Source organism: Agrobacterium sp. AGB01 (assembly GCF_014851585.1).
GTDB lineage: Bacteria > Pseudomonadota > Alphaproteobacteria > Rhizobiales > Rhizobiaceae > Agrobacterium.
Genome location: NZ_JACVAB010000001.1, coordinates 651,966 through 665,541, shown reverse-complemented (window position 1 = coordinate 665,541; position 13,576 = coordinate 651,966). Strand labels below are relative to the sequence as shown.

General features: G+C 55.4%; 16 protein-coding genes. 6 read left to right on the top strand and 10 right to left on the bottom strand.

The genetic code is table 11. The annotated features are described in order from the left end of the window. Window positions 1-11: 11 nt before the first annotated feature. From IB237_RS03115 to IB237_RS03085, 7 genes are all read right to left on the bottom strand, one after another. Entirely contained in the window at window positions 12-563 is a 552-nt protein-coding gene (locus tag IB237_RS03115; RefSeq protein ID WP_192487130.1) for a LemA family protein, read from the bottom strand. Between the two features lie 155 nt (window positions 564-718). Next, window positions 719-1,651, bottom strand: a complete 933-nt coding sequence (locus IB237_RS03110; protein WP_192487848.1) for a glycine--tRNA ligase subunit alpha — start codon at window positions 1,649-1,651, stop codon at window positions 719-721. A gap of 160 nt (window positions 1,652-1,811) precedes the next feature. After that, entirely contained in the window at window positions 1,812-2,786 is a 975-nt protein-coding gene (locus IB237_RS03105) for an acyltransferase (RefSeq protein ID WP_192487129.1), read from the bottom strand. A 120-nt stretch (window positions 2,787-2,906) separates the two neighbouring features. Then, window positions 2,907-3,101: a hypothetical protein gene (locus tag IB237_RS03100; RefSeq protein WP_192487128.1), complete on the bottom strand. Its 195-nt coding sequence runs from the start codon at window positions 3,099-3,101 to the stop codon at window positions 2,907-2,909. A 120-nt stretch (window positions 3,102-3,221) separates the two neighbouring features. Continuing rightward, window positions 3,222-4,079: a S49 family peptidase gene (locus IB237_RS03095; RefSeq protein ID WP_192487127.1), complete on the bottom strand. Its 858-nt coding sequence runs from the start codon at window positions 4,077-4,079 to the stop codon at window positions 3,222-3,224. Between the two features lie 147 nt (window positions 4,080-4,226). Further along, window positions 4,227-5,018: a tRNA1(Val) (adenine(37)-N6)-methyltransferase gene (locus tag IB237_RS03090; RefSeq protein WP_192487126.1), complete on the bottom strand. Its 792-nt coding sequence runs from the start codon at window positions 5,016-5,018 to the stop codon at window positions 4,227-4,229. 8 nt (window positions 5,019-5,026) lie between these two features. Beyond that, entirely contained in the window at window positions 5,027-5,257 is a 231-nt protein-coding gene (locus tag IB237_RS03085) for a DUF2007 domain-containing protein (protein WP_192487125.1), read from the bottom strand. Between the two features lie 108 nt (window positions 5,258-5,365). Here IB237_RS03085 and IB237_RS03080 point away from each other — a divergent pair, with 108 nt between their 5' ends. The 4 genes from IB237_RS03080 (at window position 5,366) to moaB (ending at window position 9,844) form a co-directional block, all read left to right on the top strand. After that, window positions 5,366-6,382 (top strand): polyprenyl synthetase family protein, encoded by a 1,017-nt coding sequence (locus IB237_RS03080; protein WP_192487124.1) that lies wholly within the window; start codon window positions 5,366-5,368, stop codon window positions 6,380-6,382. A 185-nt stretch (window positions 6,383-6,567) separates the two neighbouring features. After that, the gene (locus tag IB237_RS03075) at window positions 6,568-8,391 is read left to right on the top strand and encodes a tetratricopeptide repeat protein (RefSeq protein WP_192487123.1); all 1,824 of its coding nucleotides are present in this window, start codon (window positions 6,568-6,570) and stop codon (window positions 8,389-8,391) included. A gap of 8 nt (window positions 8,392-8,399) precedes the next feature. Beyond that, on the top strand, window positions 8,400-9,311 hold the full coding sequence (locus IB237_RS03070; RefSeq protein WP_192487122.1) for a 4-(cytidine 5'-diphospho)-2-C-methyl-D-erythritol kinase: 912 nt from the start codon (window positions 8,400-8,402) through the stop codon (window positions 9,309-9,311). Next, window positions 9,308-9,844: a molybdenum cofactor biosynthesis protein B gene (gene moaB / locus IB237_RS03065; protein WP_192487121.1), complete on the top strand. Its 537-nt coding sequence runs from the start codon at window positions 9,308-9,310 to the stop codon at window positions 9,842-9,844. Before IB237_RS03070 ends, moaB begins: the two co-directional genes overlap by 4 nt. Window positions 9,845-9,858: 14 nt before the next feature. Here the strand turns inward: moaB and IB237_RS03060 are convergent, their stop codons facing one another. Continuing rightward, on the bottom strand, window positions 9,859-10,386 hold the full coding sequence (locus tag IB237_RS03060; protein WP_192487120.1) for a glycosyl transferase: 528 nt from the start codon (window positions 10,384-10,386) through the stop codon (window positions 9,859-9,861). Window positions 10,387-10,693: 307 nt separating this feature from the next. Between IB237_RS03060 and IB237_RS03055 the strand changes: the two genes are divergently transcribed. Then, window positions 10,694-11,851, top strand: a complete 1,158-nt coding sequence (locus tag IB237_RS03055) for a PA0069 family radical SAM protein (protein WP_192487119.1) — start codon at window positions 10,694-10,696, stop codon at window positions 11,849-11,851. Window positions 11,852-11,913: 62 nt separating this feature from the next. On the opposite strand, the gene IB237_RS03050 is transcribed toward IB237_RS03055, so the two are convergent. Beyond that, the gene (locus IB237_RS03050; RefSeq protein WP_192487118.1) at window positions 11,914-12,105 is read right to left on the bottom strand and encodes a hypothetical protein; all 192 of its coding nucleotides are present in this window, start codon (window positions 12,103-12,105) and stop codon (window positions 11,914-11,916) included. 15 nt (window positions 12,106-12,120) lie between these two features. Between IB237_RS03050 and IB237_RS03045 the strand changes: the two genes are divergently transcribed. Continuing rightward, window positions 12,121-12,774, top strand: coding sequence for a ribonuclease HII (locus tag IB237_RS03045; protein ID WP_192487117.1), 654 nt, complete (start codon window positions 12,121-12,123; stop codon window positions 12,772-12,774). Between the two features lie 315 nt (window positions 12,775-13,089). On the opposite strand, the gene IB237_RS03040 is transcribed toward IB237_RS03045, so the two are convergent. Continuing rightward, window positions 13,090-13,575, bottom strand: coding sequence for a F0F1 ATP synthase subunit B (locus tag IB237_RS03040; protein WP_192487116.1), 486 nt, complete (start codon window positions 13,573-13,575; stop codon window positions 13,090-13,092). Between the last annotated feature and the right edge of the window lies 1 nt (window position 13,576).

The window sequence follows — 13,576 nt, the reverse complement described above, 5'->3', positions numbered from 1 at the left end:
TTGTTGGCGTTTCAGAATTTCACGGAAGGAACGGCGCGGTCTGCTTCGTTGGTGATTTCGAAATAGCTGGCTTTGGTAAAGCCGAAATTGCGCGAGACCAGATTGGACGGAAAGCTTTCCACCTTGACGTTGAGGTCGCGTGCCGCACCGTTATAATACCGGCGTGACATCTGGATTTCGCCCTCAAGCGTTTCAAGGGATGCCTGCAAATCGAGAAAGCCCTGATTGGCTTTCAGGTCGGGATAGGCCTCTGCCAGAGCAAACAGTTTGCCCAGCGCCTGTCCCAGCATGCCTTCCGCCTGCGCACGGCCGGCAACGTCACCGGCGGGTACGGCCTGCGCCTTGTTGCGCAGGGTTATAACTTCTTCGAGGGTGCTTTTTTCATGGGCGGCATACCCCTTCACCGTCTCGATCAGATTGGGGATAAGATCTGCACGGCGCTTGAGCTGGACGTCGATACCCGACCATGCCTCCTCGACCATCTGACGGGATTTGACAAGCCCGTTATAGACGATGACGGCATAGACAAGAACGGCAGCAATAATGGCAAGCGCAGTAAACATTCAGGATACCCCTCTCCTACGTGACCACTGAGAGCATGAAGTCCACTCCCACCCGAGTGGTGCGGCAACTTCATGTTCCAGGTCATTTGCTGCCGGACAATATTCTCTCCTCCAAATATTGTCACTGCTTCTATGCATGCAAACGGTTCGCCCGATCAGGCGGCCTTGTTCCAGTTTGCGCCGCCGGCATCCGTCAGCAGGAATGCTTCACCACAGGCCTTGGCCAGCGTGCGAACCCGCAGGATATAGCTCTGGCGCTCGGTGACCGAGATAACGCCGCGCGCATCCAGCAAGTTGAAGACATGGCTTGCCTTGATGCACTGATCATAGGCCGGGAACACGCACTTGTGCAGCATGTGGTTATCATGTTCGCCCGGTGCACCAGCGGCGAGAAGTGCCATGCACTCCTGCTCGGCATCGATAAAGTGGCGATGCAGCATCTCAGTGTTGGCGAATTCGAAGTTGTGGCGGGAATATTCCTGCTCTGCCTGCAGGAAGACATCACCGTAGGAAATCTTCTCGTCGCCTTCACGGCCGTTGAAGTTCAAGTCATAAACATTGTCCACGCCCTGCACATACATGGCCAGACGTTCAAGACCGTAGGTCAATTCCCCGGCGACAGGCGAGCACTCGATGCCGCAAACCTGTTGGAAATAGGTGAACTGCGACACTTCCATGCCGTCACACCAGCACTCCCAGCCAAGGCCCCATGCGCCAAGCGTCGGGCTTTCCCAATCGTCTTCCACAAAACGGACATCGTGCAGCAACGGGTCGAGACCAATGGCGCGCAGCGAGCCGAGATACAGTTCCTGCAGGTTGGACGGGTTCGGCTTCAGAATGACCTGATACTGGTAATAGTGCTGCAGGCGGTTGGGGTTTTCACCATAACGGCCATCGGACGGGCGGCGCGACGGCTGGACATAGGCAGCCTTCCAAGGTTTTGGGCCGAGGGCGCGCAATGTTGTTGCCGGGTGAAACGTGCCAGCGCCCACTTCCATATCATAAGGCTGCAAAACGGCGCAGCCCTTGTCAGCCCAGTAGTTATGGAGCGTCAGAATGAGCGCCTGAAAAGAACGCTTAGGGTTCATATGATCTGGAACGTCGGTCATGGGATAGGCCAGCACTTGCTTATTTCGGATGCGGACAGGTGCCACGACCGGCGCGACGGGTCAAGGTTTTATGCGCGCCGGACAGAGACTGAACAGCTGATGGCGCTGGTTGCGCACAGGCACAGCCAGCTCTGTCTGTTCAACTGGCGCTAACCACCGCTCGGCCGTCGGAAGACCATGCCTTTTTCAGGAACCGCGTTACCGGCTTTTCAAACATCAGATGTATGATGATCGATGCACCAATCGCCGTCATGAGCACCGCAATACCCGACAGGAAACCGGTTCCCAGCACCTTGTGAACGACAGAGATAACCAGCCCGTGCGTCAGATAAAGTGCGTAGGACGCGTCACCGACAATTTCAAACCGCTTCAACAGGCGTTTTGGCCAGGCACCTGCCGTTTCAAGCCAGACGCAGCCGGCAACCAGCAGCAGGGATGGCAAACCCCAGCTGAGCAAGCGCAACAGTCCTGTCTGTTCACCGGTGGCGGCGGCAATTGCAAAGCCTACAAAGGAAAGTCCAATCGCGATCAGACCACCACTTTTCCATTTCAGGATCAGTTGCGACAGGAATAGACCCGACAGGAATTCGATGAGAAGCGGTGAGGTCCAGACCTGCATGACCGGCGATTGCCATTCCATGATCTGTCCACCAGCCGCCATGGCAAGAAGAAAACCGGCGGTGACGGACATCGGTGCACGCAAGGCAAGGCCAACGGCAAAGACCAGATAGAAGAACATTTCCATGTTGAGCGTCCAGCCCACCATGACCAGAGGTGCCAGCATGCCGGTTTCATTGACATAAGGCACGAACAGCAGCGATTTCCAAAGCTGGTCAGCGGTGAAGCCGAAGCTGGAAAACACGCCAGCCATTGCACCAAGGCACATGACAACCGTCACCGCCCAGTATAGCGGAACAATGCGTAGAACACGATGATAGAGGAACTGCCCGGGCGTCGCGTTGATGGCAAACGTTCCCATGACGAAGCCGGAGATGACGAAGAATACGTCCACACCGGCTGCGCCTATTGTAAAAGCCTCTCCAATCACATGGAAAAACACAACAGAAAGTGCAGCCAGCGCTCTCAGGACCTGGATGGAATGGATCTTTTGCAAAATACGCCCCCAAAATAATCAGGCGGATATTTGCATAAGTCATGCACCATTTGGAAACTACTGGTTGAAATAGTTAATTCGTATCATAATGGTTGCGTTTCCCATTTTGATATACTCAACTTAATCCTCATCGTCCTTTTTGAGACGATATTCACCGGTTTCCGGGTCCTTGACCAAGGTGCCGGTTGCGCCGGTTTCCTTTTCCTTGCGCTCCTGACGCGAGCGTGCAGCCAGCTTTTCCGCATCGGAAATAAACCGCCGATACAAAAGAAGAGCCCCGCCAATCAGCACCACCAGAAATATAATTTGCGCCATACTGCGTTCCCCTTGGCACGATTGGCCAAAAGCAGCGGATGAAATTGGCGTTTCCCGCTGCCTTGTCTTTTTGTTTGATGTCGGGCTTTGAAACAGCCTCACGTTTCGACGCGAGGCGGATTACAGACCGAAACGTCCCCACAATGCCTTTTCTTCAGCCACCTCTGCAAGTCCTGCAACAGAAGCTGCGGCAATGTGTTCCGCGTTCAGCGATACGCCCGGAACCCGTTTGCCAAAAAGGCTGCGTGCACCGGTTATCAGCTCCAACTTTACTTTCTTGCCGTAACGGCGACGCAGCACGTCCCGCATGTCGCCAAGCCCATCAATCAGGCCAAGGTCGAGACCACGCATACCGGTCCAGAACAGGCCGGAGAAAATATAGGGATCATCGGCCAGCTTATCGCCACGGCGCATACGCACCATGTCCATGAAAACCTTGTGAATTTCGATCTGCAGGGTTTTCAGATATTCGACATCGCTTTCCTTTTCTGGCTGAAAAGGATCAAGGATCGCCTTGTTTTCACCGGCAGTATAAACGCGCCGTTCGACACCGATCTTCTTCAGCAGCTCCGGGAAACCGAACCCGCCAGAAACAACGCCGATCGAACCCACAATCGATGTCGGATCGGCAATGATCTCGTCACCGGCAAGGGCGATCATGTAACCACCGGATGCGGCCACGTCTTCCACAAAAATCAGAACCTTCTTGTCATTTTCTTCCGCCAGCATGCGAATGCGCTGATAAATCATGCGCGACTGAACCGGCGATCCACCCGGCGAGTTCAAAGAAATCGCGACAACCGGTGCATCCTTTCTGGCAAAGGCTTTTTCAAGCAATGGCGCATAGGTGGCAAGGTTAAGGGCGGGACGGAACTGGCTGCCGCCTGCCATGATAGCCCCATGCATTCTCACAACCGGGATCACAGTTTCCCGTTTGCGAAAACGTTTGGGCAAAAGCCGCCTCAATAAACCTGCCATACACCTGCCTCACTGCTACACATTTGCGGATGCCGCTCTGCGAAAACCGCACCGGTTTTCAGCAAGCATGATGCATCCTGCTCTCGTTTGGTGATGTATGCATCGAAGCGTCAAACGCAATGGCAATGGTTAAAAAAAGCGCAGTTTTTACGCGCCTTTCAGAGGCTTGCGCGCATAGGCCGCACGGCCGTTACTAAGATCATCCACGAAACTGGAGAAGGCGTGGCCTTCTTCTGCATGCATGACCAACGCTGCGCGGAAAGACAGGCGAGCTCGTGACCCCTTGATGGCGGTCACCAGAACCCGCACGGCATTTTGGCCCGGACGCGGATGAACAAGCGTTACTTCCAGCCCGCCAAAACGTTTGCCGCAGGCACTTATCAGTTCACCAACCGATTCCGGTCTGGCGATAAGGGAAAGCTGGCCTCCGGGCATGAGCACAGCGGCAGCCGTTCGCAGCCAGTCCTCAAACAATGTTTCCGTCATGGCATGCGCCTGCGCCTTCAGTCCATCCGGCGTGCGCCTGTCCGAGGCGTCATTGAAGGGTGGGTTCATGATCACATGATCAAAATAATTGTCCTGCAATCCGGCTGCTGCGCGCGCTTTGGCCCGCAAGGTGACATCGGCCTCATGCACGCAAACGCGGTTCGCAAAATAGGCGTTTTCGGAAAGTTTCAGGCTGCGCTCAGCAAAGGCAACCATTTCGTCCGAGCGTTCGAACAGGAAGACTTCAGCCTGCTCCAGACGTGAGGCAACTGCCATGCCAGCAGCACCTGCACCAGCACCAAGATCCGCCACTCTGCACGGCCTGTCATCCGCGACCAGCGAGGCAAGTAACATAGCATCCATGCCGGAACGGTGGCCACGCCCCTTGGGCTGCACCACCAGAAACCGTCCGCGATGAAAAGCATCGATTGTGTCCGCATCGACCTCAGACATCGCTTGCCTCAGGCCTTTTCGTCACGCAATTCAGCGCCCAGTCCCGCCTCACGCAGGATGGTACGCGCCTCTTCTGCACGCCCTTCCTCAACAAGAAAACGCCGAGGCAGAAGGCCTAGCGACCCTTCCAATATGCTCATGGACTGGTCTGCTATCATGCAATGAATCCCCGCCTCACTCAAAAGTGTTTCCACGAAGGACAGAAGAACCGCATCGTTTGTGCGGATTATTTCCAGCATATCAACGATAATCCCATAATTTTGAATGCCCAGTGGCAATTCGCCCCTTGCCGCGCCAAGCGCCCCTTTCTATTGTCCAATCGAAATTATGAACAGGAGTCCGGGCCGTTGGGCATCGTCATACCGCTTGAAGAGAGCAAAAACAAACACGCATCCGTAAAACCGCTCGTCGAGCTGACAAAAGCAGACATGGAACGGGTAAACCAGCTTATTCTTTCCAAGGCCGGTTCGGATGTGCAGATGATCCCGGAGGTTGCCAATCATCTGATTTCCTCCGGTGGCAAACGTCTGCGTCCCATGCTTACCCTCGCCTCTGCAGCGATGTTTGGTTATACGGGCGATCATCACATCAAGCTGGCAACAAGCGTCGAGTTCATGCATACGGCCACCCTCCTGCATGATGACGTGGTGGACGAAAGCGATCTGCGCCGCGGCAAGTCCACGGCGCGCACCATATGGGGTAACCAGGCCAGCGTTCTGGTTGGCGACTTTCTGCTTGGCCAAGCCTTCCGCATGATGGTGGAAGTCGGCTCTCTCGATGCTTTGGATGTTCTGTCTACCGCCGCTTCTGTTATCGCCGAAGGCGAAGTGCTGCAGCTTTCCGTTGCCAAGAACATGGAAACAACAGAAGACGATTACCTCTCTGTTATCCGCGCCAAAACTGCAGCGTTGTTTGCAGCCGCCGCCGAAGTTGGCCCTATTGTGGCCAAGACCACCAAGGCTGAGCGCAATGCACTGAAGTCCTACGGCATGAACCTCGGTCTGGCCTTCCAGCTGGTCGATGACGTTCTCGATTACGGTGGCAAGGCCGCCGACCTCGGCAAAAACGTCGGTGACGATTTCCGTGAAGGCAAGATCACACTTCCGGTCATTCTGTCCTACCGTCGTGGCAGCCCGGAAGAGCGACAGTTCTGGAAAAACGCCATTGAAAATGGCGAAAGCTCCAACGAGAACCTCGAAAAAGCCCTCGGCCTGATCGGCAAATATAACGGCCTTTCAGATACGATCACCCGCGCCGTCCACTACGGGACGATTGCACGCGATGCGCTTGCACCGTTGCCTGAAACGCCCTGGAAGTCTGCGCTGATGGAAGTCATCGACTTCTGCATCGAGCGCGTGAACTGAACCGGAAAAAACCGCCCGGTGTGATTTTGAACCACCCGTGCGCCTTTTCTCGGAACGTCATTTCCCCAGCATCCCGCAACCAAAAATCGATTTGGTTGCGGGCCTGCTCCAAAAAAGCCATTCTGTTGTGACGAAGAATGGAAAGTTGTATTTTCAGTGCTTCGGCACCAATCAAGGGTTTCCACATGCGGCGCAAACCAGCATTTCGTTTTCTCTGTGGCGTGGCTTTTGTCGCCTCTCTCACCTTGGGGGCGGTACCGGGAACGGCCAGCGCTGAAACGAAACCTGCGGAAAAAGCCGAAACCTTCGATCCGGCCAGCGTCAACTCATTTTCCGGAGCGTTTCTGGCGGCCCGCACCGCTGACGTTGATCAGGATTACGACACGGCAATTACACTTTACACCAAGGCTCTTGACTTCGATCCGGCCAATTCGGAAATCCGCCAGCGTTTGATGATTGCACAATTGCTGAACGGCAATTTCGATGCGGGTGCAAAAATCGCAGAAAGCCTCAAGAACGATTCTTCCGTCGAGCGCGTAACCACCATCGTTCGCGCCCTTGATGCGATGCGCAAAAAGGAATTCACCTCAGCTGAAAAGCTGCTGAAATATACCGGCCCGAACGACCTCGACAAAATGGTCAATACGCTGCTGATCGCCTGGGCGAATGCCGGTGCGGGCAAAAGCAAGGAAGCCCTTGCGATGATCGATGGTATGAAAGGCCCCGGCTGGTACGCGATTTTCAAAAATTACCATGCAGGCGCCATGGCGCTGGTAGCAGGCAATGTTGAAGTTGCACGCAGCCGACTGAACGCCGCGATCACCGACCGCGAAGGCGGCGCCACCGCCAGCGATACCTATATGCGCGCCGTGATGGCTCTTGCCCGCCTGGAAGCAAAAGCCGGCAACAAACAGAAGGCACTGGATGCCATTTCGGTTGGCGATGATTTTGCCAACAACTATGCCCCGCTGAAGGCCCTGCGCGAAAGCATCGAAAAGGGTGAAAAGCCGGAACAGCAGGTCACCACTGCGACCGAAGGTGCTTCCGCGGTTCTGTTTTCCATTGCCGGTGCGTTGAACCGCGAAGGCGCGGAAGAGATCGTGACGCTCTACCTGCAGATTGCCCATGAACTGGATTCGAAAAGTGCCGATACGTTGATCCTGCTGGGTGGCCTTGCGGAGAACCTCAAGCAGCCGGAACGTGCTATCGATTTTTATTCGAAAGTGCCTGCGACATCGCCGATGCACCGCATTTCGGAGTTGCAGCTTGGTCTGACTCTTGCCCAGACGGGTAAGGTTGATGAAGCCCGCGAACATTTGAAGTCGCTGCTGGCATCTGACCCGAAGGATATTCGCAGTTACCTCGCCTATGGTAGCGTTCTCTCAGATGCCAAGGACTACAAGGCAATGGCGGAGAACTACGACAAAGCCGTTGAAATCCTCGGACCAGTGGCAAAACGTGGTGATTGGGCCGTCTATTTCCAGCGCGGCATTGCCTATGAACGCTTGAAGGAATGGGATCAGGCCGAGCCAAACTTCAAGAAGGCTCTGGAGCTTAATCCTGAGCAGCCGCAGGTTCTCAATTACCTCGGTTATTCCTGGGTCGATAAAAACCTCAACCTTGATGACGCGATGGACATGATCCGTCGCGCGGTCGAGTTGCGCCCGAATGACGGTTACATCGTCGATTCGCTTGGCTGGGCTCATTACCGTCTTGGCCAGTTTGATGAAGCTGTGGTCGAACTGGAACGCGCCATCGAGCTGCGTGCTGGCGACCCGACCATCAACGACCACCTTGGTGATGTTTACTGGCGTGTTGGCCGCAAAGTTGAAGCCGTTTACCAGTGGAACCGCGCACTGATTGGCGACAGCGATGACGTCGATAAGGCGAAGGTCAAGGAAAAGATCGCCAACGGCCTGCCGCCGCTGGAAAAGGATGCCGAAAACACGGCCAAAAAGGATGTGAAACCGGAAGAACCGGTTGCTCCTGTGCCTGACAAGAAATCCTGATCAACCGCATGCCAGTTCAGTCTTTTTCCGGAGCGGCGGAGTTTTACGAAACCGCTCCGGCCAAAATCAACCTTGCCCTGCACGTGGTGGGGCAACGGGCAGATGGCTATCATCTGCTGGAAACGCTGGTCACATTCGCTGATGCTGGTGACCGGCTGTCCTTTGCAGCCGACGATGCAGATCGATTTTCAATCTCCGGCCCCTTTTCCGCTGTACTCGCCAACAATGACGGTTTGACCGATAATCTGGTGTTGCGTGCACGTGATCTTTTGCGTCAAGCTGTGATCGCCACTGGACAGCAAGCACCGGCCGTGGCCATTCATCTGGAAAAGAACCTGCCAATTGCGTCGGGCATCGGTGGTGGTTCGGCTGATGCCGCAGCGGCGCTGCGTGGGCTTCTGCGGTTCTGGCGCTGCTCCATCCCCAATGAAACACTTGACACGATTGCCCTGTCGCTTGGTGCCGATGTACCTATGTGTTTTGCCGGAATGCCGCTGATGGCGCGTGGCATTGGTGAAGAGTTGACCCTGCTGCCGCAGCTACCGACATTTGCGATGGTGCTGGCAAACCCTTTGACAGGTGTCTCAACACCGGAGATTTTCCGCAGGCTGCAGACGAAGAACAATCCGCCCGTTCCAAACGTCTTGCCGCAGAACAAAGACGATTGGCAGACTTTCATCCATAATTTGCGCAATGATCTCGAGGCGCCTGCGATTTCAGCCCTGCCGGTCATCCGGGATGTGTCAGACCTGTTGAAACAACATGGTGCCACGCTGGTGCGGATGTCCGGCTCCGGCGCCACCTGTTTCGGGATATTCCCCTCTTTCGAGGTCGCACGACAGGTTGAGGCATCACTGGCAGCACAACGGCCGGACTGGTACTTCAAGGCAACCATGACAAAACAGGAAGCGCAGCCATGAGCGATACGTCTCGCCCGTTTATCCCGGTCAATATTGCCGTTTTGACAGTTTCCGATACGCGCACGCTGGACAATGACAAGTCCGGTGACACGCTGGTTGCGAGAATAACCGAGGCCGGTCACAGGCTGGCGGACCGCGCCATCGTCGCTGATGATCGCGAGGCGATTTTCAACACGGTGCGTGACTGGACCCTGTCAGAGGGTGTCGATGTGGTGATTACCACTGGGGGCACAGGTTTTACCGGACGTGACGTGACACCGGAGGCATTGGAGCCCCTGTTTGAAAAACGCATGGACGGTTTTTCTGAAGTGTTTCATCGCATTTCCTACGACAAGATCGGAACGTCGACAATCCAATCTCGGGCGACTGGTGGTGTGGCCAATGCCACCTATATTTTCGTGCTGCCTGGCTCTCCCGGTGCCTGCAAGGATGCGTGGGACGGCATATTAAAAGCACAGCTCGATTACCGTCACATGCCCTGCAACTTCGTGGAAATCATGCCGCGGTTGGATGAACATCTGAAACGCGGGTAATTTTGCTGAGGCCGTTAGCGGCCTTCCCGCGCTTCCGTCACCACCCATGAAGGGATGATCTCCGCACTCAGGCGGCGCAGTTTCTGGCCTTTGGTGAAATGCGCAAGCGCCATGTTGGATTTCGCCAGGCTGACCGCCTGCTTCTTCGGCAAAAGCAGCCCATATTCCAGCGGTTGCGGTTTCTGAAAAAGGCGTCGAAAAAATGGCCGCCGGTAATTGCGCGACGGCGTGAATTTGGCGGGCACCCTGTTCAGCGCCACGTATTCCTGAATGTCTTCAATCCAACCGGTTTGCGGACGTGCTCCCGGTTCCAGCAGCAACAGCCATTCGCCGCGTACCGATTGTACGATGTCATTAATGTCCCACTGGACATGAAAGCGGCAACCGGCTGCATCGGCAACATGCGATGAGCCATCACGCGAACCATGATCCAAGATCACAACGTCGCTTACCAGCCCTTCGACCGCGCCGGATACCAGCGTGGACAGGGTGTGAGCCAACTCAGGTTCCTGATCCCGGCATTCCATGATCACCGTCAGCATGGGTGGACCCAATCGCCAGCGATTGCGGAAGGTCGCATCGAAGCACTTAAGCCTGGTGAAAGTCGGTCAGTTCTGTTTTGCAAAACCTTGATGGACATCAATTCCATCCGTGGTCTTGCTTCTGAAACCGAACGATCTTCCCTCATGCCGCAGTCCAAACCCCTGATGTCCTATGCAACCTAGCATTATCGTATCAGATCATAAATTGCCACAATCTGTTTGCGCATTTTGTTCTTGTAATGTTCTCATGAATGTTTTAGGAATTTAATCATCGAAGCGAAGAGTCGTTTTCGCACGGAGCAACCAGATGACAAACCATATGCTTTCGGGGCAAAGCGCATTCGCGCCTGCCCATACGGCAGATATTGCCAACGCACTTGCAAATGTATCCGGCCTGCGTATCGAAATTGATCGTCGCCGAGGGCGTGGCGCCGGGCTTAATCCATCCGGTCGCTTTGAGACAGAACAACGCGAAGCCTTTGATGATGGCTGGCAGACACTGGAAGACCTGCCTGCCTTCAAAACTGAGGTGCAGGTTGAAAAGCCACGTTCCATCATCACACGCAATGAATCGCCTGACATTCCCTTTGATCGCTCTATCAATCCGTACCGTGGTTGCGAACATGGCTGCATCTATTGTTTTGCCCGTCCCACCCACAGCTATATGGGCCTGTCGGCTGGCATCGATTTTGAAGCACGGCTTTTTGCCAAGCCCGATGCAGCGAAACTGCTGGAGCGCGAGCTGGCGAAACCCGGGTACAAACCACGCACACTGGCCATTGGCACAAACACGGACCCCTACCAGCCCATCGAGAGAGAATGGCGCATCATGCGACAGATCCTCGAAGTTCTGGCTGAGGCGGAGCATCCAGTTGCTATCGTGACGAAGTCGGCTCTGGTAACACGCGATATCGATATCCTTGCACCACTGGCAAAGAAGGGCCTGGCCAAGGTTGCCTTGTCCGTGACGACGCTGGACAAGAAGCTAGCGCGCTCAATGGAGCCGCGTGCCTCGACGCCGGAAAAGCGGCTTGAAGCCATCAAGGCACTGACCGAGGCAGGCATTCCGACATCCGTCATGGTCGCCCCGGTCATTCCCGCACTGAATGATCACGAGATCGAACGGATTCTCGATTCGGCCAAGGCTGCCGGTGCCACTGAAGCCAGTTATGTGCTGCTGCGGCTGCCTCTCGAAGTCAGCCCGCTGTTTCGCGATTGGCTGTTGCGCAATTATCCCGACCGCTACCGCCACGTCATGTCGCTCATCCGCTCCATGCGGGATGGCAAGGATTATGACGCGGAATTTGGCAAGCGCATGAAGGGTGCCGGTCCCTACGCTTGGCAGATCGGCAGACGGTTCGAGATGGCCACCAAACGCCTTGGCATGGTGCGTCGTGGCATCCATTTGCGCGATGACCTGTTCGTTCCTCCGGGAGGTGCCGGCGTGCAGCTTTCGCTTCTCTGAACCACGTCCAACCTCAGCACAGTCTTCAGTGACATCCACACTTCCTGGGTCTCATTGCCAGATCAAAGGCTGAATGCGTTTGAAAGATATCGTTCGCGTCGTCCCTGCCGCGAACCGATCCCCGGACCGCTTTGTGATGACCCCGCCGCATCTGTCATGAAGACAGGAGCCGCCAGCAGAACCACCGTTGCCGCCGCTCGGGTATTTGCTGCAATTATCATCGCACCGGGGCTTGCAGGAGATCGGGTTGGCATGCGAGTTTCCGCCGCATGAAAAAGCGTATGCCTCCCGACTCTCCTGCCCTTTTTGATTTCCAGCTGACTGGACCGGATTTCAGCATTGAGACCGAATGCCAAAAACAAGGTTTCTGGCCAGTTGCAGGCACGGATGAAGCAGGACGTGGCCCCTTGGCCGGTCCGGTGGTGGCAGCAGCAGTCATTCTCGATCCCAACAATATTCCGCCAGGGCTGAACGATTCCAAACAGCTTTCCAAAGGCAAACGGGAAAGCCTTTTCGAACTTATCCTCAAGACCTCAATCGTCTCCATTGCCTCGTCCTCACCGACAAGAATTGACGACATGAATATCTTGCGCGCCAGCCTTGATGCCATGCGTCGGTCAATCCTGGGTCTGACGACATCACCTGCCATCATCCTAGCCGATGGTCGTGACGTACCGCCTGGCATAGCCTGCCCCGGCCGCGCCGTGATCAAGGGCGATGCACGATCCGTCTCGATTGCAGCGGCCTCCATCGTCGCCAAAGTGATGCGAGACAGAATGATGGAGCAGGCTGGAGAACTGTTCCCGCATTATGGTTTCGCAGGGCACGCAGGTTACGGCACAGCGGCTCACAGGCAGGCGATTGAACAACATGGCGCCTGCCCATTGCATCGCATGAGTTTTCGCCCTCTGCGTCAGGATTAAGCCTTACCACCTATGCCGCCATGTCTTGATTGAGCAAGGCCGACAGTTACGCCGTCGTGAGACAACCCAAGCCCGAGTTTGTCGTGAAACTCTGCTGACAGCGCCAGTATTAACATTGCAATCGGGAGCGAGCCGGTCAGACGGGCACTTGCCGGAAGGTGGCAATGCAAGACTGCGCAGCCAGCGTTCGGTGTGGCGGTGTCGATGCAACGCCGTCCGATCAACCCTTCTCATGGCCAAGACAGGCGCAGCCGTCGTCCAGATACAAAAAAGGCCGGGTTGCCCCGGCCTTTCAAAATCCAAACTGCAATCCGCTTAGTTCAGACGAGATTTGACTTCGCCTACCGCCGACTTGAACAGCTTACCCTGCACAGCAGCGGTAGACTTGTCTGCAATCAGCTTCTCAGAAGCAGCAATCGCGAGATCAACAGCTGCGGAACGAACTGCACCAATGGCGTCGTCTTCAGCCTGCTTGATCTTTTGTTCAGACAGAGCGGTACGGCGTGCGACGAATTCTTCCGTCTTGGCCTTGGCTTCAGCTGTCAGGGCTGCCGCTTCACGTTCGGCCGCAGCAACGATGCTTGCAGCTTCTGCTTCGGCATCCTTGCGCTTGCGCTGATATTCAGCCAGCAGGTGCTGGGCTTCTTCACGCAGACGCTTTGCTTCGTCGAGTTCATTGCGGATATTGTCGGCGCGCTCGTCCAGAGACTTCGCGATCATGCCAGGAACCTTGAGGTAGGCAATCAATACGAAGAAAAGAACAAGACCAACCAGTGCAAAGAATGATGCGTCTAAGGCCATG

What these genes read in the sequence shown, in the direction of transcription:
- IB237_RS03095 (WP_192487127.1), bottom strand. Translation starts at nt 4,079, where the DNA reads ATGGCAGGTTTATTGAGGCGGCTTTTGCCCAAACGTTTTCGCAAACGG.
- IB237_RS03050 (WP_192487118.1), bottom strand. Translation starts at nt 12,105, where the DNA reads ATGCCAACCCGATCTCCTGCAAGCCCCGGTGCGATGATAATTGCAGCA.
- IB237_RS03100 (WP_192487128.1), bottom strand. Translation starts at nt 3,101, where the DNA reads ATGGCGCAAATTATATTTCTGGTGGTGCTGATTGGCGGGGCTCTTCTT.
- IB237_RS03070 (WP_192487122.1), top strand. Translation starts at nt 8,400, where the DNA reads ATGCCAGTTCAGTCTTTTTCCGGAGCGGCGGAGTTTTACGAAACCGCT.
- IB237_RS03075 (WP_192487123.1), top strand. Translation starts at nt 6,568, where the DNA reads ATGCGGCGCAAACCAGCATTTCGTTTTCTCTGTGGCGTGGCTTTTGTC.
- IB237_RS03115 (WP_192487130.1), bottom strand. Translation starts at nt 563, where the DNA reads ATGTTTACTGCGCTTGCCATTATTGCTGCCGTTCTTGTCTATGCCGTC.
- IB237_RS03060 (WP_192487120.1), bottom strand. Translation starts at nt 10,386, where the DNA reads ATGCTGACGGTGATCATGGAATGCCGGGATCAGGAACCTGAGTTGGCT.
- IB237_RS03090 (WP_192487126.1), bottom strand. Translation starts at nt 5,018, where the DNA reads ATGTCTGAGGTCGATGCGGACACAATCGATGCTTTTCATCGCGGACGG.
- IB237_RS03045 (WP_192487117.1), top strand. Translation starts at nt 12,121, where the DNA reads ATGAAAAAGCGTATGCCTCCCGACTCTCCTGCCCTTTTTGATTTCCAG.
- IB237_RS03085 (WP_192487125.1), bottom strand. Translation starts at nt 5,257, where the DNA reads ATGCTGGAAATAATCCGCACAAACGATGCGGTTCTTCTGTCCTTCGTG.
- moaB (WP_192487121.1), top strand. Translation starts at nt 9,308, where the DNA reads ATGAGCGATACGTCTCGCCCGTTTATCCCGGTCAATATTGCCGTTTTG.
- IB237_RS03040 (WP_192487116.1), bottom strand. Translation starts at nt 13,575, where the DNA reads ATGGCCTTAGACGCATCATTCTTTGCACTGGTTGGTCTTGTTCTTTTC.
- IB237_RS03055 (WP_192487119.1), top strand. Translation starts at nt 10,694, where the DNA reads ATGACAAACCATATGCTTTCGGGGCAAAGCGCATTCGCGCCTGCCCAT.
- IB237_RS03110 (WP_192487848.1), bottom strand. Translation starts at nt 1,651, where the DNA reads ATGAACCCTAAGCGTTCTTTTCAGGCGCTCATTCTGACGCTCCATAAC.